Consider the following 22140-nt stretch of genomic DNA (forward strand, 5'->3'; position numbering starts at 1 on the left):
AGTTTACAGCTTACAGCTTACAGCTTACAGCTTTATATAACCGACCCAAGTTGGAAAATAGGTAAGTACATGGCAATAATTAAACCGCCAACCAGTACGCCGAGTACCGCCATAATAAGCGGCTCTAATAGGCTTGATAAACCATCTACTGCATCATCCACTTCTTGCTCATAAATAGTAGCAACTTTTGCCAGCATACCATCTAAAGAGCCTGACTCTTCACCTATGGCGACCATTTGTATCACCATATCGGGGAATATTTTTGAGTTGCGCATCGCCCAGTTCATTTGATTCCCCGAGCTTACTTCAGCTTTAATGTCTAAAATAGCATAACGATAAACCGCGTTACCTGAAGCCCCAGCAGCTGAGTCCAGCGCATCAACTAGAGGTACACCCGCCGCAAAGGTGGTCGAAAGCGTACGGGCATAGCGCGCCACTGCAGCTTTGTTTAAAATCATACCAATTACGGGTAATTTTAAAATAGCACGGTCGTTGGCATCGCGTAGTTTTTTGCTTTTTAGTAGCGCTTCCTTATAAGCCCAGCCAAAGCCTACTAAGGCAATGAGCATCATCCACCAATATTCTTGCATAAACTCAGAAATACCTATCACGATTAAAGTAAACGCAGGGAGTTCTGCACCAAAGCCGGCAAAAATATCTTGAAATTGCGGCACTACAAAAATAAGCAGGATTGAGGTAACAATTAACGCCACTACCAATACAGCAATTGGGTAGAACATAGCTTTTTTAATTTTTGATTTCAGCGCTTCTGACTTTTCTTTATAAAGGGCAACGCGGTCAAATATTTTATCCAGTGCACCAGATTGCTCACCGGAGGCAACTAAATCACAATACAAATCATCAAAATAACGAGGATGTTTACGCAGTGCATCAGATAAAGCACCACCGGCTTTCACTTCATCGCCGACGGTTTCCATTAACTTTGCAACGCTTTTGTTTGTTGAGCCGGTACCAATCATTTCGATTGATTGAATAAGTGGTACGCCCGCCATTAACATAGTGGCAATTTGCCGCGTAACTAAAGCAATATCTTTTGGCGTAATAGCCTGCATACGCACGCCGAACAAAGGCTTGGCTTTACGTTTAACTTTTGAGGGGGTGATACCTTGTTTACGTAATTGGGCTTTGACTAAAGCTATACTTGCGCCTGTCATTTCGCCTTCAAGGCGCTTCCCGCGAGCACTCACGCCTACCCATTCAAAAGTATCAAATCCTTTTTTGTCCGGTTGCTTTGCCATTATAGAGCCTTTTGAGAATTACTGAGGACGTAATCAGAGTTTATGCATGGGGTTATGTTAGCGGTTATTATTTCACTATTAAAATGATTACATAACTTTTTTATTAATTCTTTTTTTAGATATATATCAGAAAAATCGCTGTCATTATATAATACTTTTTTTTCTAAATCAGTAATGTAAATTTTATTGTCATGTTCCGGATAAAATGATATTTGCCATTTATCAAATATAATGCCTCTCTGTTTAGATATAACGGCACGTTGATAAAGCTCTTCTTTAACAACTACTTTACCTAATGAATCCACTTCGAACAAATATGAATTTTGTTGAATGGTACCATCTATATCTATAGTGCCTTTACTATTAAACATAGGTTGTAATGAGCTTTCAAGAGGTATACTTCTTTGTTCTTTTACTTTCAAAATAGACATTCCGTCGAATTTCTCAGTCACATTTAAATTTAAGATATCAATAATAGTAGGTGTGATATCAGATAATGCATAGTTTAGCATAGGCTTTACATTTTTGAACTTATGTACTTCTCCATTTTTTATGTGCCCGAAGCTAAGTAGCGTTCTGTATTGAGAGTTCGAAATAATAGTGGTTCCATGGCCTGCTAAGTTAATGATTTCAGGGTTTTTATTGTCTGGTATGTCACTTTCTCTAGAAAAGCTTTCGCCATGATCAGAAACTATAAATACTAGAGCATTTTCTAATAATCCTTTACCATTTAGTATGGCGAAGTAGCTTTCTATTTGTTCATCGACTATTGATAATGTTTTTAAATATTTATTATAATCACTATCGATGCCATCTGTTTTTTTGTTTATTTTATAAGGCCAATGTGGAAGTGTAAAATGAGCTGCTGAAAAAATAGGACTGTCAGTATTTAATATGTTTTGTTCTATTTTTTTATTAAATTTTTCAGTGCTGTAGGTAACCCATGCTGCTCTGTTATTTATGATATGTGGCATAAATAAGTTAAAAAACTTCAACTCAGATGCTAAAGTAACTAAAGGAAAATCAACCACTTTAGATAATAGGAACTCTGCTGCTGTTGCGGGGGGGCCAATTATTTTATCAAAATAAAGTCTTTCATCAATATTATTAAATCGTCTTTCATCTTGAATATAATAATTTACATATCCTGCTGCCTTTAAATAGTATGGTAGTGTTTTCTTTAAATTAATTTGATTAAAATCGGTTAAATTTAAACGAGCTTTATTTGTTATTGGGTAATTCCCTGTAAGGATAGTAATCCATGATGGAAAAGTTCTCGCTATATGAGTATAAGTGATTGGAAGATAATTTGATTTATCAATGAATGACTGTAAAAATGGCATTTTTTTGTTATCAATCTCATTAATATTTAGCGAGTCTATACCTATAATAAAAACATTTCTCTTTGTTGTATTATTTTTTTCTTCTTTTTTTAGTTTGAAATTATTTAGTTCAGCAGTTGTCAATGTTAGTGATATTAATAAAAGTGTTTTAATGTTTTTTCTAGTTATAAATGATGAGAGTAGTAATAATAATAATGCTGGAATTGTAATAACAAGCAATATGAAATTATTCCAAGTGGAGTGACTAAAAAAGAGACTAGGATATAGGTTACTTGATAAACCTAAAATAGAAAAAAATAATAGACACCAAGTTATTAAAACACAAGTGAAGTATGATAAGCTTTTATTTTGTAATGTTTTTAAATTATCTGAAGCAATGTGAGCAATTACTCCTAGAAGTATTATTGATAGTGAAACTCCAATAAAAAATAAAGATATTTCATATAAGAAAGGGTAACTTGACAACGCATTAGAAAGTTTTTTTTCTGTAGACTCAATGCCAAGATTTTGTGAACTTAATTTCATTAGCCAATAATAAGAGCTAAGTATGAAAAGTATAAAAGAAATTAATATATTTATTATCATTTAATTAGGTTTCAAGCGTAGCTAAGAGCTACGCTCAAGAAGTTATTAACGGCAGTTTGCAGGGCGGTATTTATCGTCAACCGTTCCACCAGTACATATCCAAGTTATAGAGCCACCTGTTGATGCAACTGTTGGTGCGAAAACAATAGTTGTTGTATCAGCAACTTTATCATTATAAGTCACAGTTATTTCACCGTTGCCATTACCAACAGCTACACTTGTCACTGCATTACCAGTAATTGTAGTGCTGTCAGGAAGCCCAGCTTGCGCATTAGTTGTTGGCCAAGCAGCTTGTGATACATAATATTCAGTAACAGCAGCTTTTGCAGACGCAGCTAAGGTTATACCTTCACTTACATGAGCGCGCTTTGTATAATCTTGATACGCAGGCAAAGCTACTGCTGCCAAAATACCGATGATTGCTACTACAATCATTAATTCAATTAGGGTAAAACCCTTTTGACTTTGTTGTGTCATTTTTTCCATGTTCCTCTCCTAAAGGATAGTGTTTTTTGTAAGCTAAATAAATTATGTTAGTAAAGTGTGTAATCACGTTAGCTATTGTAACTGCTTTATCTTACGGTTTTTTTAAAATCGTTAAATTACTAATACCTAACCCAGTGCCTAGCTAAATACTGCTGGGTAGGTTTTTGCAACTATTAAAATTACTCTGTTAGATCTACTTTAGCACTAAAACAGCTGATTGAAAGCGGCTTTAACTGCATTTCATCGAATTTTAAAAACTTTCTTCACCCACTACTTGGTATTAATGTTGTTTATTTAACTCACAGCTTTCATCAAAGTAGCCGTGCGGTGTAAAACAATACCTGAAAGTAGTTCTTTAGAATTGGTTGAAAGTTAATTCATTCATCCTAGAGGCTTACATTAGCACTATTTCGTATTATATAAAGCACTAAAATTAACATTTTGTTACAGTGTAAGCCTTTCGGCGTATTTAATGCTTTTTTAATCAGTTTGTCAACGCATTAGGGAAACATAATATTTGTTATTTAGTTTGATTATTACTCAAAGCGCATTGATAAATCGATTGACTGTAAATTTTTTGTAAGTGCCCCGCTGGATATAAAATCAACCCCAGCCTGTGAGTAGGTGTGCAGTGTTTCTAAGGTCATATTACCCGAGACTTCTAATTTAGCGCGCTTATCGGTCAGTACCACTGCTTGTTGAATTTGCTCAACGCTAAAGTTATCCAGCATTATAATATCAGCACCGGCTGTAATGGCTTGATCTAGCTCAATAAGTGATTCGACTTCTACTTCTACTGGTTTAGTTGGATGATTAAGTTTTGCTTGCGCTACGGCTTTATCGATGCCACCGCAGGCGGCAATGTGGTTTTCTTTAATTAAAAACGCATCAAATAAGCCAATGCGATGATTTGCGCCACCGCCACATTTGACCGCGTACTTTTGTAATGCCCGTAGGCCCGGAATGGTTTTACGGGTATCGAGTAGTTGGGTGTTGGTGCCACTGAGTTCTTTTACATAATGCGCTGTGGTGGTGGCTGTACCTGACAAGGTTTGTACAAAATTAAGTGCGGTACGTTCGGCTGTTAAAATAGCGCGGGCAGAACCTATTGCTGTAAATAAGGTATCGTTAGCTTTAACTGTATCACCATCATTTACCAATACATTAACGGCTACACTCGGATCAACTTGTTTGAATACTTCTAAGATAATGTCTTTTCCGCAAAACACGCAATCTTCACGGGTGATCACTTTGGCATTAGCGTGCTGCGCCGCTGGAATTAATTGCGCGGTGATGTCGCCTTGTTCGGCTGTTTGATAATTTAAATCTTCATCAAGGGCAAGTTTAACCAATTGGCTTAAAAGGCTGTGTGGGATAGACATTATAAAAGCTCATTATAATTAAGAAATTGCACAAATTTTACATGGTTTGAAAGTGAAAGAGAAGGCTGAAGCTATAAGTTTGATTAGGTTCTAGGTTCTAGGTTTTAGGAAGTGACTAGGTGCTAGGGCATATTCGAAGTTCGTCGTTCGAAGCCCGTGGCATTTGTTCTTCTCATTCACTTCTCTTTGTGCAAAAGTCTTTTAGTGATTTATTCACCACAGAGATCATCGAGCTCACAGAGGAAAACCAATAGGTAATAGTGATTAACTTTACTTTTGTCTTCTCGGTGTAGCAAAGCGCCTCGGTGGTGAAATAGTGTATCTGTGTAAATGTAAAAACAGTCGCGAGGTAAACTCGCTGCTACCAATACTTAGGCGCGGGTTTACCCCGCGTATATTCACAAACAGGTTATGAGGCGCCGCGCATTAGAGAAGTAATTTAAAAATAGGGACTAGGTTTTAGGAAGTGACTAGATGCTAGGGCATATTCGAAGCTCCCCGCTCGAAGCCCGTGGCATTTGTTCTTCTCATTCACTTCTCTTTGTGCAAAAGTCTTTTAGTGATTTATTCACCACAGAGAGCACCGAGCTCACAGAGGAAAAACCAATAGGTAATAGTTATTAACTTTACTTTTGTCTTCTCGGTGTAGCAAAGCGCCTCGGTGGGCTCGGTGGTGAAATTGGTTTGTCTATGGAAATGCTGAAACAGTCGCGAGGTAAACTCGCTGCTACCGGCGCAAAACAATGAAAGTGCTTTGCTGTTATTCTACTTGGAAATCTATTAGCATCTGACTATGCATTTATTTACAGGCCATTATGAATATAAACTATGAAAATAAACTCTTTTGGTGTCGTTAGTACCGCTATCCAGCGACCAAGTACGCATTTTGATGAGCGCCCACTAGGTGAGGAAATATCTTTATTAGTGATTCATAATATTTCCTTGCCAGCAGGGCAGTTTGCCACGCCGTTTGTGGATGATTTGTTTATGGGATGTATTGATTGCCAAGCACACCCTAGCTTTGCTGATTTAAAGGGGTTGAGAGTTTCAGCACATTGTTTTATCAAACGCAGCGGTGAAATAGTTCAGTATGTGCCTTTTAGTAAACGTGCTTGGCATGCTGGCCAGTCTGAGTTTTTAGGACGTAGTCAGTGTAATGATTTTAGTATTGGTATTGAGCTTGAAGGTACAGATACAACGGCGTATACCCAAAATCAATATAATGCATTACAATCCTTAACTAAGACATTGATATATAAATACCCAGCTATCACTCGCGAGCGTGTTGTTGGCCATTGTCACATTGCACCAGGGAGAAAAACAGACCCTGGAGACAGTTTTGATTGGAATCATTATTTTGCTGCTATATTTTAACTAGCGCCCATTTGGAAAGAGAAAAGTATGATCTTAATTTCTATAATAATAGCTCTGATATTAGAGCGTTTAGGTGCCCGATCTGATTATTGGCAAATAAGCTATTACGCGCAAGGCTATTTAACACGTTCAAAAAAACAGCTTGGCGAGCAAGGTCTATTCAATTCGCCTGCAGGATTTATTATTTGGTTGTGTTTGCCGGTATTACTTGTGGCGGTTATTTTTACCTTATCTGATTTTGTATTATGGCAGTTAGCTATTAATGTGGCTGTGCTGCTGGTTTGTTTTGGCTGTGCTAAACAACGTGCTTTATATAAGTCCTATTTAAATGCGCTAACCCGTGATGATCAGCAAGCGGCAACCTTATATGCACTGCAAATGGGGCAAAAGAAAACGGAAGAGCAAAAAGGCGGCGAAACCTTTGGACAAACGTTGGCTTGGGTAAACTTTCGTTTTTATTGTGCAGTTATTTTTTGGTTTGTAATATTAGGCGTACCTGGCGCGACCTTGTATGCATTAGTACGTACTTTTGCTGATTTAGTGCAGAACGACCATAAAGTTGTGTATGCCAAACGTTTTAAACTTATTCATTCATTATTATTTTGGCTTGATTGGTTACCAGCCAGAATCGCCAGCTTTGGTTATCTAGTAATAGGTAACTTTAATAAAGGCACCAGTTGCTGGCTGCATTATGCACTCGATTTTACAGTGAGTAACCGTAAAGTGGTTACTAATACCGCGCTTGCCGCAGAGCAAATAGAACAGCAACATTTTGGTTGCGCGTATGAAGCAACTTGTATGATGAAGCTTGTAAAACGAAATGTGTTATTTTACTTGGTGTTGATTGCCTTGCTAACGTTGTTTGGCGGGTTAGCGTAAATAAACAGGTGCTAGGTTTTAGGGAAGTAACTAGGCGTTAGGGAAGTTATTGTTAAAACCTAGAACCTAAAACCTAAAACCTAAAGCTTCATCTCCCAATCACCTGGTCAGACCATTGTATTTTTTTATAAAATTCCTTCCTAAACACAGGCTTTATCTCATACTGTTTGATCTTTGTGCAAAATACGTTAGGGTGTTTTTTAAGGTGCGTCGCAGCGAAATTGACAGCAAACTTGCTTTTTGATAACGTATGGCTCAAATTTGGTATGACCAATTTACCTTTTGGTCTAGTCTCTGGGCACAAACTTGGATTTTTCAGGTTACATTTCCACTACAATGCGGACGTTGATTAATGTCTTTAAAGATTAAAGCAGCAAAACTATCGGATGTTATTTTACAGCAACTTGAGAACATGATTCTTGAGGGCTCATTAGCACCGGGTGAGAAACTGCCGCCAGAGCGTGAATTAGCCAAACAATTTGAAGTGTCTCGCCCTTCATTACGTGAAGCCATTCAAAAGCTAGAGGCAAAAGGCTTAGTAACGCGACGTCAAGGTGGCGGAACGTTTGTAAAAAATCAGCTAGAAGAAGGGCTCACTGATCCGTTATTTGACTTGATCAGTAAACATCCTGAATCACAGTTTGATTTATTAGAGTTTCGTCATGCTCTCGAAGGGATTGCAGCTTATTATGCTGCGCTTCGTGGTACTAGCACTGACTTTGCTAAAGTTAAGCAAAGCTTTGAATGCATTGCATTGGCTCATGATGATTTACTACAAAAAGCCAAAGCAATTAACGCGTTTCACTTTAGTGTGGCAGAAGCCTCGCATAATGTGGTGTTACTGCATTTAGTGCGCGGTATGCGGGCATTGCTTGAGCAAAATGTTTTACAAAATTTAACGGTATTGTTAGAGAAGCCGCATATTAGTTCGCGCTTAGCTGAGCACCGCCGTTTATTGATGGATGCAGTGATTGAAGGGAATCCAGAGCAGGCGCGACTTGCCAGTAATGCTCACTTAGCTTTCATTGAAGAAGCGTTATTGGAAGCAGGTAAAGAGCATTCACGAATTGAGCGTAGTTTAAGACGCACAAAGCAAAATTAAGTAACAAAAAACTAAGTTAAAGATAAATAATTTAAGCAAGTGCTGTATATGGCAACACGATTACCACAGTGCTAATTAAGAACATTCGTATTTTAAACATAAGGAAACCTCCATATGTCTGAAGTCAATAAAATTGACGTAGACGCGCTAGAAACACAAGAGTGGTTACAAGCTCTTGAATCAGTTGTGCGTGAAGAAGGTGTTGAACGTGCTCAGTTTTTACTTGAGCAAGTATTAGAGCAAGCCCGTTTAGACGGTGTTGATATGCCAACAGGTATCAACACAAACTACGTTAATACGATCCCGGTAGATCAAGAACCTGCTTACCCAGGGGACGTAAACCTTGAGCGCCGTATTCGTTCTATTATTCGTTGGAACGCAATCATGATTGTATTGCGTGCTTCGAAAAAAGACCTCGACCTAGGCGGCCATATGGCGTCTTACCAGTCATCAGCGGCGTTTTATGAAGTATGTTTTAACCATTTCTTCAAAGCCCCAAATGATGTAGACGGCGGTGACTTAGTTTATTATCAAGGTCACATTTCTCCGGGTATTTATGCACGTGCATTTGTTGAAGGTCGTTTATCTGCTGCGCAGCTTGATAACTTCCGTCAAGAAGTTGATGGCGAAGGTTTACCATCTTACCCACACCCTAAATTAATGCCTGAATTCTGGCAGTTCCCTACGGTATCTATGGGTCTTGGTCCTATCGCATCTATTTACCAAGCGCGCTTCTTAAAGTACCTAGATGGTCGTGGTTTAAAAGACACTAAAAACCAACGTGTATACGCGTTTTTAGGCGATGGCGAAATGGATGAGCCAGAATCGCGTGGCGCTATTTCTTTTGCTGCCCGTGAAAAACTAGACAACCTTTGTTACTTAATTAACTGTAACTTACAGCGCCTAGATGGCCCAGTAATGGGTAATGGTAAAATCATTCAAGAGCTTGAAGGTCTATTCAAAGGCGCTGGCTGGAATGTGATCAAGCTAGTGTGGGGCAGCGGCTGGGATATCCTACTAGCTAAAGACACTACGGGTAAGTTATTGCAATTGATGAACGAAACAGTCGATGGCGATTACCAAACTTATAAAGCTAAAAATGGCGCGTACGTACGTGAGCATTTCTTTGGTCGTTACCCTGAAACAGCAGCACTTGTTGCTGATATGACAGATGACGAAATCTTCGCGCTTAAGCGTGGTGGTCATGAGCCATCAAAATTATTCGCTGCATTCAAAAAAGCAGAAGAGACCAAAGGTCGCCCAACAGTTATCCTAGCTAAAACTGTAAAAGGTTACGGCATGGGTGAAGCGGCTGAAGGTAAGAATATTGCTCACCAAGTGAAAAAAATGGACATGTCACACGTTGCCCATTTACGTTCACGTTTAGGTCTTGATGATTTAGTATCTGAAGAGCAACTTGCAGAACTTCCTTATTTAACACTTGAAGAAGGTTCGGCTGAGCACAAGTACTTACATGCTCGCCGTGATGCACTTAAAGGTTATACGCCAAAACGTATTCCTAACTTTACTGAAAAGTTAGTACTGCCAGAAGTAGAAGCATTTAAGCCATTACTTGAAGAGCAAAAGCGTGATATCTCTACCACTATGGGCTTTGTTCGTGCACTTAATATCTTATTGAAAGATAAAGGTATTGGTAAAAACATCGTACCAATTATTGCCGATGAAGCGCGTACGTTTGGTATGGAAGGTTTATTCCGTCAAATCGGTATTTATAACCCGCATGGCCAAAACTATACGCCGCAAGACCGTGATATCGTTTCTTACTACAAAGAAGCAACATCGGGTCAAGTATTGCAAGAAGGTATCAACGAGTTAGGTGCAATGTCATCGTGGGTTGCTGCGGCAACATCATACAGCACTAACGATTTACCAATGATCCCATTCTATATCTACTATTCAATGTTCGGTTTCCAACGTGTTGGCGACATGGCATGGATGGCGGGTGACCAACAAGCACGTGGTTTCTTATTAGGTGCTACTGCTGGTCGTACAACATTAAACGGTGAAGGTCTACAGCACGAAGATGGTCACAGCCATATTCTTGCTAACACAGTACCTAACTGTATCTCTTACGATCCAACATACGCTTACGAAGTAGCGGTTATTGTTCAAGATGGTATTCGTCGTATGTACGGTGAAAGCCAAGAAAATATTTACTACTACCTAACGCTTATGAACGAAAACTATGCACAACCTGCTATGCCAGAAGGTGCTGAAGAAGGTATTCGTAAAGGTATCTACAAGCTAGAAAGCTACGCAGGCAAAAAAGCCAGCGTACAGCTATTAAGCTCAGGTACTATCATGACTGAAGTGCGTAAAGCAGCCGCGATTTTAAGTGATGATTACGGTATTGCATCTGATGTGTATTCAGTAACGTCGTTCAACGAATTAACTCGTGAAGGGCAAGATGTTGAGCGTTTCAATATGCTTAACCCTGAAAGCGAACAGAAGACTGCCTACATCACCAGTGTACTGAATGACTCAGTGACTGTTGCCGCAACGGATTACATGAAAAACTACGCAGAACAAGCGCGTTCATTCATTCCAAGCAGCAACTACAAAGTATTAGGTACCGATGGTTACGGTCGTTCTGATAGCCGTGAAAACCTTCGTCGTCACTTTGAAGTTAACGCCAGCTACGTAGTAGTTGCGACGTTATCTGAACTTGCTAAACGTGGTGAAGTTGAGAAGTCAGTTGTGGTTGAAGCACTTAAAAAGTTCAACATCGACACTAACAAACTTAATCCACTGTACGCATAAGAGGTTTGCAATGAGTATTGAAATTAAAGTACCAGATATCGGTGGCGATGAAGTCGAAGTAACCGAAATTCTAGTGAGCGTTGGTGACAAAGTTGACGTTGACCAATCATTACTAACTGTTGAGGGTGATAAAGCCTCAATGGAAGTACCTGCGGCACAAGCCGGTACTGTAAAAGAAATCAAAGTAAACGTGGGCGACACGGTTACTACGGGTTCTTTAGTATTCTTGTTTGAAGGTGAAGAGCAAGCATCTAGCGAAGCGCCTGCAGAACCAGCAAAATCTGAAGCTGCAGCACCTGCTGCGTCTTCAGGTTCAACAACTAAAGAAGTCACGGTACCAGATATCGGCGATGATGAAGTTGAAGTGACGGAAATCATGGTTGCTGTTGGCGACACCGTTGAAGAAGAACAATCTATCTTAAACGTTGAAGGCGACAAAGCGGCAATGGAAGTACCAGCGCCGTTTGCAGGTACTGTTAAAGAAATTAAAGTTGCCGCTGGCGATAAAGTAAAAACAGGCTCTTTAGTGTTTGTTTTTGAAGTGGCTGGTAGTGAGCCTGCAGCTGCGAAAGCAGAAACAGCGCCAGCTCAAGAGTCTGCGCCGGCACAAAGTTCAGCGCCAAGCAGTAAAGAAGTAAACGTGCCTGATATCGGCGGTGATGAGGTTGAAGTCACTGAAGTGATGGTTGCAGTAGGCGATAAGGTTACTGAAGATCAGTCAATCTTAAACGTTGAAGGCGACAAAGCGGCAATGGAAGTACCAGCACCGTTTGCCGGTACTGTTAAAGAGATTAAAGTTGCTGCGGGCGATAAAGTATCGACCGGTTCACTTATCTTTGTATTTGAAGTGCAAGGCAGTGCACCTGCAGCTACCGCTGAAAAAGCGGCTTCTGAATCTGCACCAGCAGCGAAAGCAGAATCAGCTCCAGCTGCACAAGCAGCGCCTGCAAAAGCGAGCAATGAAAGTTTTGAAAACAATAGTGCGTATGCTCATGCATCGCCAGTTGTTCGCCGCTTAGCCCGTGAGTTTGGTATTAACCTTGCGAACGTAAAAGGCTCAGGTCGTAAAAATCGCGTTGTGAAAGAAGACGTGCAAGACTATGTGAAGAACTTAGTTAAGCAAGTTGAATCAGGCCAATTAGCGACAGCTTCTGGCAATACTGGTGGTAGTGAACTTGGTTTAATTCCATGGCCAAAAGTTGATTTTGCTAAATTTGGTGAAATCGAAGAGAAAAAACTATCTCGTATTCAAAAGCTATCGGGTAAAAACTTACACCGTAACTGGGTGCAAATCCCGCATGTTACGCAGTTTGATGAAGCTGATATCACAACTCTTGAAGAGTTCCGTAAAGAGCAAAATGCCCTTAGCGAGAAGAAAAAGCTAGGTGTTAAAATCACCCCGCTGGTATTTGTAATGAAAGCAGCAGCGAAAGCACTTGCTGAGTTCCCTACATTTAACTCATCACTATCTAACGACGGTGAAAGCTTAATTCTTAAGAAGTACATCAATATCGGTGTTGCAGTTGATACGCCAAACGGTTTGGTTGTGCCAGTATTTAAAGATGTTGATAAGAAAGGCATCATTGAATTATCGCGTGAATTAATGGAAGTATCTGTTAAAGCGCGTGACGGCAAACTTACCTCTTCTGATATGCAAGGTGGTTGTTTTACAATTTCAAGCCTTGGTGGTATTGGCGGTACAGCCTTTACGCCAATCGTAAATGCCCCAGAAGTTGCTATTTTAGGTGTCTCTAAGTCTGAAATTAAACCTAAGTGGAATGGCAAAGAGTTTGAACCAAAACTAATGGTTCCACTTTCTATGTCTTACGACCATAGGGTGATTGACGGTGCACTAGCTGCACGCTTTACTGTAACTTTAGCAAGTTACATGAGCGATATTCGCCAATTAGTAATGTAAGCAATTGCTGCATGTAGCGAAATAAATAGAATCAAATCCCAGCCAGTTGTTTTTTGCTGGGATTTTTACCATTTGCAATGATACAATCTTTGTATATCTTGCATAAATTTTTGATCTGCTCTCCCTTTCTGCCTTGCAGAAACATGGCAGTTAAACTTTAGGGCAGTGTCCCGTTCAAACAATTAAGGTAAAAGCATGAGCAACGAATTAAAAACTCAAGTTGTTGTACTAGGCGGTGGTCCTGGTGGTTATTCTGCGGCTTTCCGTGCTGCTGACTTGGGCTTAGAAGTAACAGTAGTAGAATCTCGCGACACATTAGGCGGTGTATGTCTTAATGTTGGTTGTATTCCTTCGAAAGCACTTTTACACGTAGCTAAAGTAATTGATGATGCAGCAGAAATGTCATCTCATGGTGTTACTTTTGGCGCACCACAAATTGATTTAGATAAAATTCGTTCGTGGAAAGAGTCAGTTGTTAGCCAACTTACTGGTGGCCTAGACGGCATGGCTAAAATGCGTAAAGTTAAAGTGGTTTACGGTTACGGTAAATTCACAGGTAGCAACACGCTTGATGTTGAAGGCGCTGACGGTAAAACAACAATTACTTTTGATAACGCTATCATTGCTGCTGGTTCTAAACCTGTAAACTTACCTTTCATTCCTGAAGATGACCGCGTAATTGATTCAACCGGTGCACTAGAGCTTAAAGACATCCCTGAAAAGCTATTAGTATTAGGTGGTGGTATTATTGGTCTTGAAATGGGTACTGTGTATCGCGCACTAGGTTCTGCAATCGACGTGGTTGAATTTGCTGACCAACTAGTACCAGCTGCTGATAAAGACATCATCAAGATTTACCAAAAATACGTAAGTGATAAATTTAACGTTATGCTATCAACTAAAGTTGTTGGCGTAGAAGCGAAAGATGACGGCTTATACGTTACATTTGAAGGTAAAAACGCACCAGCTGAACCAGTACGTTATGACAAAGTATTAGTTGCTGTTGGTCGTACACCAAACGGTAACTTATTAGATGCTGACAAAGCGGGTGTTAATGTTGATGAGCGTGGCTTCATTAATGTTGATAAGCAACTTAAAACTAACGTTGACCACATCTTCGCGATTGGTGACTTAGTTGGCCAACCTATGCTTGCGCACAAAGCGGTTCATGAAGGTCACGTTGCTGCTGAAGTTATCTCTGGTCAAAAACATTACTTTGATCCGAAATGTATTCCTTCAATTGCCTATACTGACCCAGAAATCGCTTGGGTTGGCGTAACTGAGAAAGAAGCAAAAGAGCAAGGCTTAAGCATCGAAACAGCTGTATTCCCATGGGCTGCATCAGGTCGTGCAATTGCATCTTCTCGTACTGAAGGTTCTACTAAACTGATCTTTGATAAAGAAAGTGGCCGTATTATCGGTGGTGCTATGATTGGTATTAACGCAGGTGAAATGCTGGGCGAAATCGGTCTAGGTATCGAAATGGGCGCTGACGGTGAAGATTTAGCATTAACTATTCATGCTCACCCAACATTGAACGAATCAATCGGCCTTGCAGCTGAAATATTTGAAGGTTCAATCACTGATTTACCAAATAAAAAAGCAGTTAAAAAGAAGAAGTAAGTTCTTTTAGTTAATTGTTTAAAAACCCAAGCCTCGGCTTGGGTTTTTTGTTTTTAATGGTCATAAGTTGATTAATATGACCCTTTAAAATTTACGGCTTATTGCTAAGTCCTGTTTACCTCGCTCCTACCCCTTTATGCTCAGCTTGCGCAAGTTGTATATATTTACGCTCGACTAGTTGTGATAGCGGCACGAGTTCAAAACCTTGTTGTTCAAGTTCGGGTAGCATGCGCTGTAAGAATTCAATGGTTTCAGGGTAAGGGTGGGCAATCGCGATGGCGAAGTTATAACGTTCGGCTTTATACTTTAGTTCGTTGAGGCGAAATTGTAACTGTTTCTCATTGGGAATATTATCTAAAAACACATGGCGGCCGACATTTTCAACGCCATATAAGTTGGCAACATTTTGCGCTTGGCTTAAGCCTGTAGTGCGGCTATCTAAAAAGTACAGGTTGCGCTTTTTCAGCACTTCCATAGTCCATTTCATGGGCAGGCTTTCTTGAGTAAGTGCTGAGCCCATATGATTATTTACACCTTTGACCTGCGGTAAGGTTGCAAGCGCATTGCCGAGGGTGATTTGTAATTGTTCTTTACTCATATTGCTGGTGAGTGCGCCGGGGCCAAGTGCTTTGCTGCTGTCGAGTGCTTGCATGGGAATATGCAGCAGTAATTCTTTATTCGACTTACTGGCTAGGCGCGCAAAAACTTGCGAATACGGGGTATGAGGCAAAATCGAGAACGATATTTTACCTGGTAAATTTAGGATTTCGAGGTCGCGTTGATGATTGCCAATATCATCAATCACAATCGCTATTTGCTTATTTGCGGCAAGCGTAGGCAAGCTAAAAAAAAGCCAGAACAACCAAGTTAATTTTTTCACGTTTATAATTTTTATTATCTTTTTTATAGTGAGCTAAAAGCTTTATTTCATAGTTAATAGCTGCTGTGCTTTTAATAACAGTGGATCAGCTGAGTCTTTGCGTGACCATGGCCGATCGTCATTTCCTTGTTCGTTTTTTATTATAACTACTTTATCAATTTGCGAAAGGGTTGATTGATTAATCGCCACATCGGGGGTGACTCCAATCCCCTCAATAGATTGACCCGATGGGGTAAAGTATTTTGCAGTGGTTAATTTTAGTGCTGTATTACCATTGCCTAATGGGATCAAAGATTGCACCGATCCTTTGCCAAATGATTGGCTGCCAATTAGTGTGGCACGGTGATTGTCTTTAAGTGCAGCGGCTAAAATCTCTGCTGCTGAGGCCGAGTTTTCATTAATAAGTACGACGATTGGCGCACCATTTAAAATATCACCTTTTTTGGCGCGAAAGTGCTGGTTTGCATCATAAAAGCGACCTTTGGTGGTGACTATGGTGCCACTTTGTAAAAATAGATCCGATACCGCTACAGCACTTTGTAATGTGCCGCCTGGATTGTCGCGTAAATCGAGCACTAAGCCTGTAAGTGGATTACCGTAATGGCTTTGCAGTGCTGTTATTTGCCGCGCAACATCATGCAAGGTGTGATTGGTAAAGCTATTTATTGCCAAATAACCAATACCAAACTCTGATAATGAACTGGTGACACTCTCTAAGTTAATTTCTGATCTAGTCAGGGTAAAATAAATGGCTTGTGGTGAATTACTTCGTTCAACCGTTAAAGTAACCGTTGCTGTGTCACTAGCTTTAATCATTTGCGCAACTTGATTGATGTCTTTATGTGCGACTGTTTGCTGATTAACGGCAAGTAGCACATCATTTATTTGTACTCCGGCAATGGCTGCGGGAGAGTCTTTAATTGTGTTTACAATAATAATTTTTTGTTGTTGCTGTTTTATTTCAATCCCAAGGCCTGTGTAGCGGCCATTAGTGCTGCTAAATAGCGCTTCTAACTCGTGTTCATTAAGGTACTTAGAGTAAGGGTCTAGCTGTGCGAGCAGGGCTTCAAATTGTTGACTGCTTTCAAAACTTTGTTGCAAAGCTAAGTCTTCAACATAATAGGCATGTATATTAAAGAGGATTTCGTTTTTTTGTTGGCTTTTTAAATCGCCCACCGAGGTCACTGCAAAGCTATTAAAACTCAGGCACAAAAAAACGCTAACGAGTAATAAATAGCTTATTAGGATGCGATTAAAAGCAGAGTATTGTAACTGCTGTATTTGTAATTGTGTATTTAGCATCAGCTGCTCCCAGTGGGGTGCAGCTGTTTAATCAATTAAATGCGTCTGCACCATGTTACAGGATTTACTGCGCGTCCTTTGTGGCGTATTTCAAAGTATAGACCAGAATTTGCTTGTCCGCCGCTTTGACCAACTAAAGCGATAATATCGCCTTGGCGTACTATATCACCTACGTCTTTTAGTAAGGTTTGAGTATGGCCGTATAAACTCATAAAGCCTTCACCGTGGTCAATAACAATAACCCAGCCGTAGCCTTTTAACCAATCAGCAAACACGACTTGACCGTTGTGGACGCTATGCACATTATTGCCTTCATTAGCGCCAATTAATACGCCTTTCCAGTCAATACCACCGTGCTTATGTTGGCCGAAGCTGTGCTCAATTTTACCTTTTGTTGGCCAGTTTAATTTACCTTTACTGGCTGATAGGCCCAGTAACTCAACCTTTTTAGTTTTTTCTTTTTCAAGTTCTTGCAAGGTAGCTACTAGGGTTTTTTCATTATCTTTTAAGTAATCAATTGAGTTTTTGGTTGAGCTAAGCTTGGTTTTTAATTCACTGATGTTGGCTTTTCGTTGTTGTTGCGCTGCAATGAGTGCTTGATGACGATTGGCTTGCTCTTTATGGAGCACAACTAAGTGTTGTTTGGTTTTTTCAAGTTCAGTTTGTACATCCGCTATTTCAATCAGGAGTGCTTTTAGCTCATCAATTTGCTCAATGCGCGCTTTGTTGAGGTAATTATAATAACTTAATGTGCGTTCAACCTGTGCGGTATTTTCTTGATTCAATAGCATTTTAGAGTAGTCATGTCCGCCAGACATATAGGCACTTTTAATTTGTGCGGCGAGTGCATGTTGCTGCTCTAGGCGTTTTTCCTCAAGTGCTTCAGCTTGCTGCTGTTGCTGTTGTTGTTGTTTTTCAGTATCGCGAATTGATTGCTCGGCAATATTTAGTGCCTTAGCGTTTTTTGCGATCTCGAGTTCGTGCTGTTGCAGGTTCTTTTGCGATTTTTCGATGTCTTTACGCTGGGCGGCAAGTTCAGCTTGGCTTTGCTTTAACGCCGTTTGGATTTCGCTGAGATCTTTTTTAGTACGATCTTCATTAGCGACGGCAGGGGCCGTCACTAATAAAGTGAGTATTAACGCAGTAACAACGAGCGTACTAAAAATTAATGGGTTAATACTTTTATTCATGGTTTATTTCAATGTCATGATTGGTGTGCCAGTCATCTCGCTTGGTTGTTCCATGCCCATTAAGTGCAACATGGTTGGCGCAACATCACTGAGCGCTTTGCCTTCGCTTGGTGTTGCATCACGACCAACATAAATGAAATGAACAGGTTCACTGGTGTGTGCGGTATGCGCTTGGCCAGTTTTAAGGTTAGCCATTTGTTCAGCATTACCGTGATCAGCTGTAATTAATGCTTCACCACCAAATTCTTCAAGGGCAGCAACAACACGACCAATACAATGATCGACTGCTTCACAGGCTTTTACTGCGGCTTCAAATACACCTGAGTGACCGACCATATCGCCATTTGGATAGTTACAAATAATTGCATCGTATTTACCGCTTTTAATCGCTTCGACGAGTTTATCGGTGAGCATTTCTGAATTCATTTCAGGTTGTAAATCGTAGGTCGCAACTTGTGGTGATGGGATCAGCTCGCGGGTTTCACCTTCAAATTCATCTTCACGTCCGCCACTGAAGAAAAACGTCACATGTGCATATTTTTCAGTTTCAGAAATACGTAGCTGTGTTTTATGGTGTTTTTCAAACCATTCACCCAATACATTAGTCAAAGGGACTGTGGCAAAGGCTGCTGGTGCGTCGATGTCTGCTGCGTATTCGGTCAACATAACAAAGCCGCTTAGTGCGGGGGCTTTTTTCTTGGCGAAACCGTCAAAGTCTTTATCAACAAATGCGCGGGTCATCTCACGAGCACGATCGGCTCTAAAGTTTAAGAAAATAACCGTATCGCCGTCATTAATTTGTACTGCGTCTTGGCCTTGTGCTGCTACGGTAGTTGCAGCAACAAACTCATCGTTTTCATCACGTTCGTAAGCCGCAGCTAATGCATCAACACCATTTTTGTAACTATGTTGCGCAATACCACTGACCATTAGGTCATAGGCTTGTTCTACTCGGTTCCAGCGATTATCGCGGTCCATTGCATAGTAGCGGCCAATGATCGATGCTAAGCGACCACAATTTAATTTGCTAAATAGCGCTTCAATACGTTCAATTGACGTTTTTGCGCTACGTGGTGGAGTGTCTCGGCCATCTAAAAATGCATGAAAGTACACTTCTTTAGCGCCGCGCGCTGCAGCTAATTCAATTGCAGCTACAATATGGTCTTCATGACTATGCACACCACCTGGGCTTAATAAGCCCATTAAATGCACTGCTTTAGCAGCATTCACAGCTTTATCAATGTTTTCAACTAGTGTTGGGTTATGCGCAAACTCACCGTCATTTATTGCTTTAGTGATGCGGGTGAAATCTTGATAAACCACACGGCCAGCACCTAAGTTGACATGGCCTACTTCTGAGTTGCCCATTTGCCCATCAGGAAGACCAACATCTAAACCAGAGGCTGAAATTAGGGTGTGCGGGCGAGTTGCCCAAAGTTCGTCTAAAACAGGGGTGTTTGCCGCTAAAATTGCGTTGCTTTGGGTATCTTCACGGTATCCCCAACCATCTAAAATCATGAGTACGAGAGGTTTTTTATGTTGTGTCATTTTTGTTCCTGAAAATTAGCTCCTGCTTAGCCTTAGCATACCGTGTTTTGTGGTTATGATCAGCAATCAAAAGGGCATATTAAAATATTTCACTCTCTGGTAATTTCTAATCAAGCACGTATACTTGCGTGGCTAGGGCATTACCCTTACGTTTAACCCCAGTGCTAAAGGCGCGGGACAATTTTCATAGTGGAAGACGCATGGATCAATATATTGAATTTGTCGGTAATCATCCGATATTAAGTTTAGCTTGGGTTGCTTTAGTAGCACTCATCGTGGGCGGCTGGTTTAAAAGTAAGTTTTCAGCAATTCGTCAAATAAATCCGCAACAATTAACATTATTAATTAACCGTGAAGACGGTGTCGTTGTAGATATACGCGCACAAAAAGAATTTAATAATGGCCGTATTGCAGGCGCTGAGCACCTTAGCTCTGAAAAAGCGAAACAATCTGACTTCTCAAGCCTTGAAAAGTCTAAGAGTAAACCCATTATATTGGTATGTACCACAGGCATGACAGCCTCAGGTATCGCAACTGCTATGCATAAAGCTGGTTTTGAATCAGTTTATGTTTTATCTGGTGGTATGGGTGCATGGCAAAGTGCTGGTCTACCAACGACAACAGGTCGCTAATTAAGTTAGTTAGGCCGATAGAGGAATTGTTATGAGTAATGTTGTTCTTTACACCAAAGCGTATTGCCCTTTTTGTCAGCGTGCTTTAGCGTTGCTAACAAATAAAGGTGTGCAATTTACAAATATCGACATTGGTGTACAGCCTGAATTACGTGATGAAATGATTGCCAAAGCAGGTGGCGCGAGCACAGTACCGCAAATTTTTATTAATGATGAGCATATCGGCGGTTGTGACGACATGATGGCGATTGAAGCCCAAGGCAAACTTGACGCTAAGTTAAACGCTTAAGCATTTATTATAAAAACGATTAAAAGTTAGGAATTATCATGAACGAAGAAAACCAGAACGTAGCAGCACAAGAAGAAACTGGCGCACAATTTACGATCCAACGTATTTACACAAAAGACGTGTCTTTTGAAACGCCTAATTCACCTGCTATTTTCCAAAAAGAATGGACACCAGAAGTTAAGCTTGACCTTGATACACGTTCTAATAAATTAGACGAAGGCGTGTTTGAAGTAGTATTAGCACTGACTGTTACTGCTTCTATCGGTGAAGAAACGGCTTTTTTATGTGAAATTCAACAAGCGGGTATTTTCACTATCGCTGAAGTTGAAGAAGTACAACTTGCACACATGCTTGGCGCATTCTGCCCGAACGTATTGTTCCCGTACGCACGTGAAGCGGTATCTAACTTAGTTAACCGTGGTACATTCCCACAGCTTAACCTTGCACCTGTGAACTTTGATGCGTTATTCGCTCAATACATGCAGCAACGTGCAGCGCAAGCTGAACAGGCAACTGCAGACGCATAACTTATGAGTACAGCCAATTCAGCTGTTACTGTATTAGGGGCGGGGTCTTATGGCACCGCCCTTGCTATTTGTTTAGCCCGAAACGGTCACCAAGTGACACTTTGGGGTCGCAATAGCGATGACGTTGCCACGCTTGCAGCTGAGCGGAAAAATCAACGTTACCTGCCCGATGTCACTTTTCCTGACACTTTACACCTTGAAGCCGACTTACACACCGCAGTAACTGCAAGCCAAGTGATTTTGGTTGTTGTACCAAGTCATGCATTTGGCGATACGCTACAGCAAATTAAGCCTTCATTACTTGAAGGGGCACAAGTTGCATGGGCAACCAAAGGGCTTGAACCAGATACAGGCCGACTTTTGCAAGAAGTTGCCCAGCAAGAATTAGGTGATGATGTGCCACTGGCAGTCGTATCAGGCCCTACATTTGCTAAAGAAATGGCGATGGGTTTACCTACTGCTATTTCAGTGTCGTCAACATCAACAGCCTTTGCAAAACAGTTAGCTGAACTATTGCATTGTGGTCGCTCATTTAGGGTCTATAACAATAATGATTTTATTGGTATTCAGCTCGGTGGCGCGGTTAAAAATGTGATTGCGATTGGCGCTGGTATGTCTGACGGCTTTGGTTTTGGTGCTAATGCGCGGACAGCATTGATCACCCGTGGTTTAGCTGAGTTATGCCGATTAGGCTGCGCGCTTGGTGCTAAGTCAGAAACCTTTATGGGCATGGCTGGGCTGGGAGATTTGATTCTAACGTGCACCGATAATCAGTCTCGTAACCGTCGTTTTGGTTTAGCACTGGGTAAAGGTGAAAGGGTAGAGCAGGCGATAGCATCAATTGGTCAAGTGGTCGAAGGTTATCGCAACACCAAAGAAGTTTATTTACTTGCACAACGTACTGGTATTGAAATGCCGATCACTGAGCAAATCTATCAGGTACTTTATGAAAATAAAGACGTGAAAGAAGCCGCGATGGCTTTATTAGGTCGCGAGCAAAAATCAGAGTAACAGTGCCTTGTAGCTGCCAGCGTTTATGG

Annotated in this window: 18 protein-coding genes; 10 read left to right on the plus strand and 8 right to left on the minus strand. The window is 40.7% G+C overall.

The window, feature by feature from the left end:
* Nucleotides 1–32: 32 nt before the first annotated feature.
* The 4 genes from H5182_RS05440 to nadC form a co-directional block, all read right to left on the minus strand.
* Nucleotides 33–1259: a type II secretion system F family protein gene (locus H5182_RS05440; RefSeq protein ID WP_182759659.1), complete on the minus strand. Its 1227-nt coding sequence runs from the start codon at nt 1257–1259 to the stop codon at nt 33–35.
* Complete coding sequence (locus H5182_RS05445; RefSeq protein WP_182759660.1) at nt 1259–3127, minus strand: sulfatase-like hydrolase/transferase; 1869 nt, start codon at nt 3125–3127, stop codon at nt 1259–1261. The genes H5182_RS05440 and H5182_RS05445 overlap by 1 nt, the downstream gene beginning before the upstream one ends.
* A gap of 105 nt (nt 3128–3232) precedes the next feature.
* Entirely contained in the window at nt 3233–3673 is a 441-nt protein-coding gene (locus tag H5182_RS05450; RefSeq protein ID WP_220497076.1) for a pilin, read from the minus strand.
* 536 nt (nt 3674–4209) lie between these two features.
* Nucleotides 4210–5055, minus strand: a complete 846-nt coding sequence (nadC, locus tag H5182_RS05455; protein WP_182759661.1) for a carboxylating nicotinate-nucleotide diphosphorylase — start codon at nt 5053–5055, stop codon at nt 4210–4212.
* Between the two features lie 828 nt (nt 5056–5883).
* Between nadC and ampD the strand changes: the two genes are divergently transcribed.
* The 6 genes from ampD (at nt 5884) to lpdA (ending at nt 14732) form a co-directional block, all read left to right on the plus strand.
* The gene (ampD, locus tag H5182_RS05460) at nt 5884–6429 is read left to right on the plus strand and encodes a 1,6-anhydro-N-acetylmuramyl-L-alanine amidase AmpD (protein WP_182739957.1); all 546 of its coding nucleotides are present in this window, start codon (nt 5884–5886) and stop codon (nt 6427–6429) included.
* A gap of 27 nt (nt 6430–6456) precedes the next feature.
* Nucleotides 6457–7308 carry a beta-lactamase regulator AmpE gene (gene ampE, locus H5182_RS05465; RefSeq protein ID WP_182759662.1) on the plus strand — a complete coding sequence of 284 codons (852 nt, stop codon included), beginning with the start codon at nt 6457–6459 and terminating at the stop codon, nt 7306–7308.
* 352 nt (nt 7309–7660) lie between these two features.
* Entirely contained in the window at nt 7661–8410 is a 750-nt protein-coding gene (gene pdhR / locus H5182_RS05470) for a pyruvate dehydrogenase complex transcriptional repressor PdhR (RefSeq protein WP_145235214.1), read from the plus strand.
* Nucleotides 8411–8524: 114 nt separating this feature from the next.
* Nucleotides 8525–11191 carry a pyruvate dehydrogenase (acetyl-transferring), homodimeric type gene (gene aceE, locus H5182_RS05475; RefSeq protein WP_182759664.1) on the plus strand — a complete coding sequence of 889 codons (2667 nt, stop codon included), beginning with the start codon at nt 8525–8527 and terminating at the stop codon, nt 11189–11191.
* A gap of 10 nt (nt 11192–11201) precedes the next feature.
* Nucleotides 11202–13109, plus strand: a complete 1908-nt coding sequence (gene aceF / locus H5182_RS05480) for a pyruvate dehydrogenase complex dihydrolipoyllysine-residue acetyltransferase (RefSeq protein WP_149981339.1) — start codon at nt 11202–11204, stop codon at nt 13107–13109.
* 195 nt (nt 13110–13304) lie between these two features.
* Nucleotides 13305–14732 carry a dihydrolipoyl dehydrogenase gene (gene lpdA / locus H5182_RS05485; protein WP_145235220.1) on the plus strand — a complete coding sequence of 476 codons (1428 nt, stop codon included), beginning with the start codon at nt 13305–13307 and terminating at the stop codon, nt 14730–14732.
* A gap of 115 nt (nt 14733–14847) precedes the next feature.
* Here lpdA and H5182_RS05490 read toward each other — a convergent pair whose 3' ends face one another.
* Genes H5182_RS05490 through gpmM form a run of 4 tightly spaced genes read right to left on the minus strand, consistent with a single transcriptional unit; the run spans nt 14848 to nt 19652 of the window.
* Nucleotides 14848–15612 (minus strand): divergent polysaccharide deacetylase family protein, encoded by a 765-nt coding sequence (locus tag H5182_RS05490; protein ID WP_182731556.1) that lies wholly within the window; start codon nt 15610–15612, stop codon nt 14848–14850.
* 42 nt (nt 15613–15654) lie between these two features.
* Nucleotides 15655–16914, minus strand: coding sequence for a S41 family peptidase (locus H5182_RS05495; RefSeq protein WP_182731555.1), 1260 nt, complete (start codon nt 16912–16914; stop codon nt 15655–15657).
* Nucleotides 16915–16949: 35 nt separating this feature from the next.
* Nucleotides 16950–18104: a murein hydrolase activator EnvC gene (locus H5182_RS05500; RefSeq protein WP_182731554.1), complete on the minus strand. Its 1155-nt coding sequence runs from the start codon at nt 18102–18104 to the stop codon at nt 16950–16952.
* A gap of 3 nt (nt 18105–18107) precedes the next feature.
* Nucleotides 18108–19652, minus strand: coding sequence for a 2,3-bisphosphoglycerate-independent phosphoglycerate mutase (gene gpmM, locus H5182_RS05505; protein ID WP_182759665.1), 1545 nt, complete (start codon nt 19650–19652; stop codon nt 18108–18110).
* 200 nt (nt 19653–19852) lie between these two features.
* On the opposite strand from gpmM, the gene H5182_RS05510 reads away from it, so the two are divergent.
* Genes H5182_RS05510 through gpsA form a run of 4 tightly spaced genes read left to right on the plus strand, consistent with a single transcriptional unit; the run spans nt 19853 to nt 22111 of the window.
* On the plus strand, nt 19853–20284 hold the full coding sequence (locus H5182_RS05510; RefSeq protein WP_145235231.1) for a rhodanese-like domain-containing protein: 432 nt from the start codon (nt 19853–19855) through the stop codon (nt 20282–20284).
* A 31-nt stretch (nt 20285–20315) separates the two neighbouring features.
* Nucleotides 20316–20573, plus strand: a complete 258-nt coding sequence (gene grxC / locus H5182_RS05515) for a glutaredoxin 3 (protein ID WP_145235234.1) — start codon at nt 20316–20318, stop codon at nt 20571–20573.
* 38 nt (nt 20574–20611) lie between these two features.
* Nucleotides 20612–21100, plus strand: coding sequence for a protein-export chaperone SecB (gene secB / locus H5182_RS05520; RefSeq protein ID WP_145235236.1), 489 nt, complete (start codon nt 20612–20614; stop codon nt 21098–21100).
* Nucleotides 21101–21103: 3 nt separating this feature from the next.
* Nucleotides 21104–22111 carry an NAD(P)H-dependent glycerol-3-phosphate dehydrogenase gene (gene gpsA, locus H5182_RS05525; protein ID WP_182731552.1) on the plus strand — a complete coding sequence of 336 codons (1008 nt, stop codon included), beginning with the start codon at nt 21104–21106 and terminating at the stop codon, nt 22109–22111.
* Nucleotides 22112–22140 lie beyond the last annotated feature (29 nt).

Origin of the sequence: Pseudoalteromonas sp. SG44-17 (genome assembly GCF_014164235.1) — a bacterium.
GTDB lineage: Bacteria > Pseudomonadota > Gammaproteobacteria > Enterobacterales > Alteromonadaceae > Pseudoalteromonas > Pseudoalteromonas rhizosphaerae.

Excerpts from the sequence above, each read along its gene's own strand:
- H5182_RS05440 (WP_182759659.1), bottom strand. The coding sequence starts at position 1,259 with ATGGCAAAGCAACCGGACAAAAAAGGATTTGATACTTTTGAATGGGTA.
- H5182_RS05445 (WP_182759660.1), bottom strand. The coding sequence starts at position 3,127 with ATGAAATTAAGTTCACAAAATCTTGGCATTGAGTCTACAGAAAAAAAA.
- H5182_RS05450 (WP_220497076.1), bottom strand. The coding sequence starts at position 3,673 with ATGGAAAAAATGACACAACAAAGTCAAAAGGGTTTTACCCTAATTGAA.
- nadC (WP_182759661.1), bottom strand. The coding sequence starts at position 5,055 with ATGTCTATCCCACACAGCCTTTTAAGCCAATTGGTTAAACTTGCCCTT.
- ampD (WP_182739957.1), top strand. The coding sequence starts at position 5,884 with ATGAAAATAAACTCTTTTGGTGTCGTTAGTACCGCTATCCAGCGACCA.
- ampE (WP_182759662.1), top strand. The coding sequence starts at position 6,457 with ATGATCTTAATTTCTATAATAATAGCTCTGATATTAGAGCGTTTAGGT.
- pdhR (WP_145235214.1), top strand. The coding sequence starts at position 7,661 with ATGTCTTTAAAGATTAAAGCAGCAAAACTATCGGATGTTATTTTACAG.
- aceE (WP_182759664.1), top strand. The coding sequence starts at position 8,525 with ATGTCTGAAGTCAATAAAATTGACGTAGACGCGCTAGAAACACAAGAG.
- aceF (WP_149981339.1), top strand. The coding sequence starts at position 11,202 with ATGAGTATTGAAATTAAAGTACCAGATATCGGTGGCGATGAAGTCGAA.
- lpdA (WP_145235220.1), top strand. The coding sequence starts at position 13,305 with ATGAGCAACGAATTAAAAACTCAAGTTGTTGTACTAGGCGGTGGTCCT.
- H5182_RS05495 (WP_182731555.1), bottom strand. The coding sequence starts at position 16,914 with ATGCTAAATACACAATTACAAATACAGCAGTTACAATACTCTGCTTTT.
- H5182_RS05500 (WP_182731554.1), bottom strand. The coding sequence starts at position 18,104 with ATGAATAAAAGTATTAACCCATTAATTTTTAGTACGCTCGTTGTTACT.
- gpmM (WP_182759665.1), bottom strand. The coding sequence starts at position 19,652 with ATGACACAACATAAAAAACCTCTCGTACTCATGATTTTAGATGGTTGG.
- H5182_RS05510 (WP_145235231.1), top strand. The coding sequence starts at position 19,853 with ATGGATCAATATATTGAATTTGTCGGTAATCATCCGATATTAAGTTTA.
- grxC (WP_145235234.1), top strand. The coding sequence starts at position 20,316 with ATGAGTAATGTTGTTCTTTACACCAAAGCGTATTGCCCTTTTTGTCAG.
- secB (WP_145235236.1), top strand. The coding sequence starts at position 20,612 with ATGAACGAAGAAAACCAGAACGTAGCAGCACAAGAAGAAACTGGCGCA.
- gpsA (WP_182731552.1), top strand. The coding sequence starts at position 21,104 with ATGAGTACAGCCAATTCAGCTGTTACTGTATTAGGGGCGGGGTCTTAT.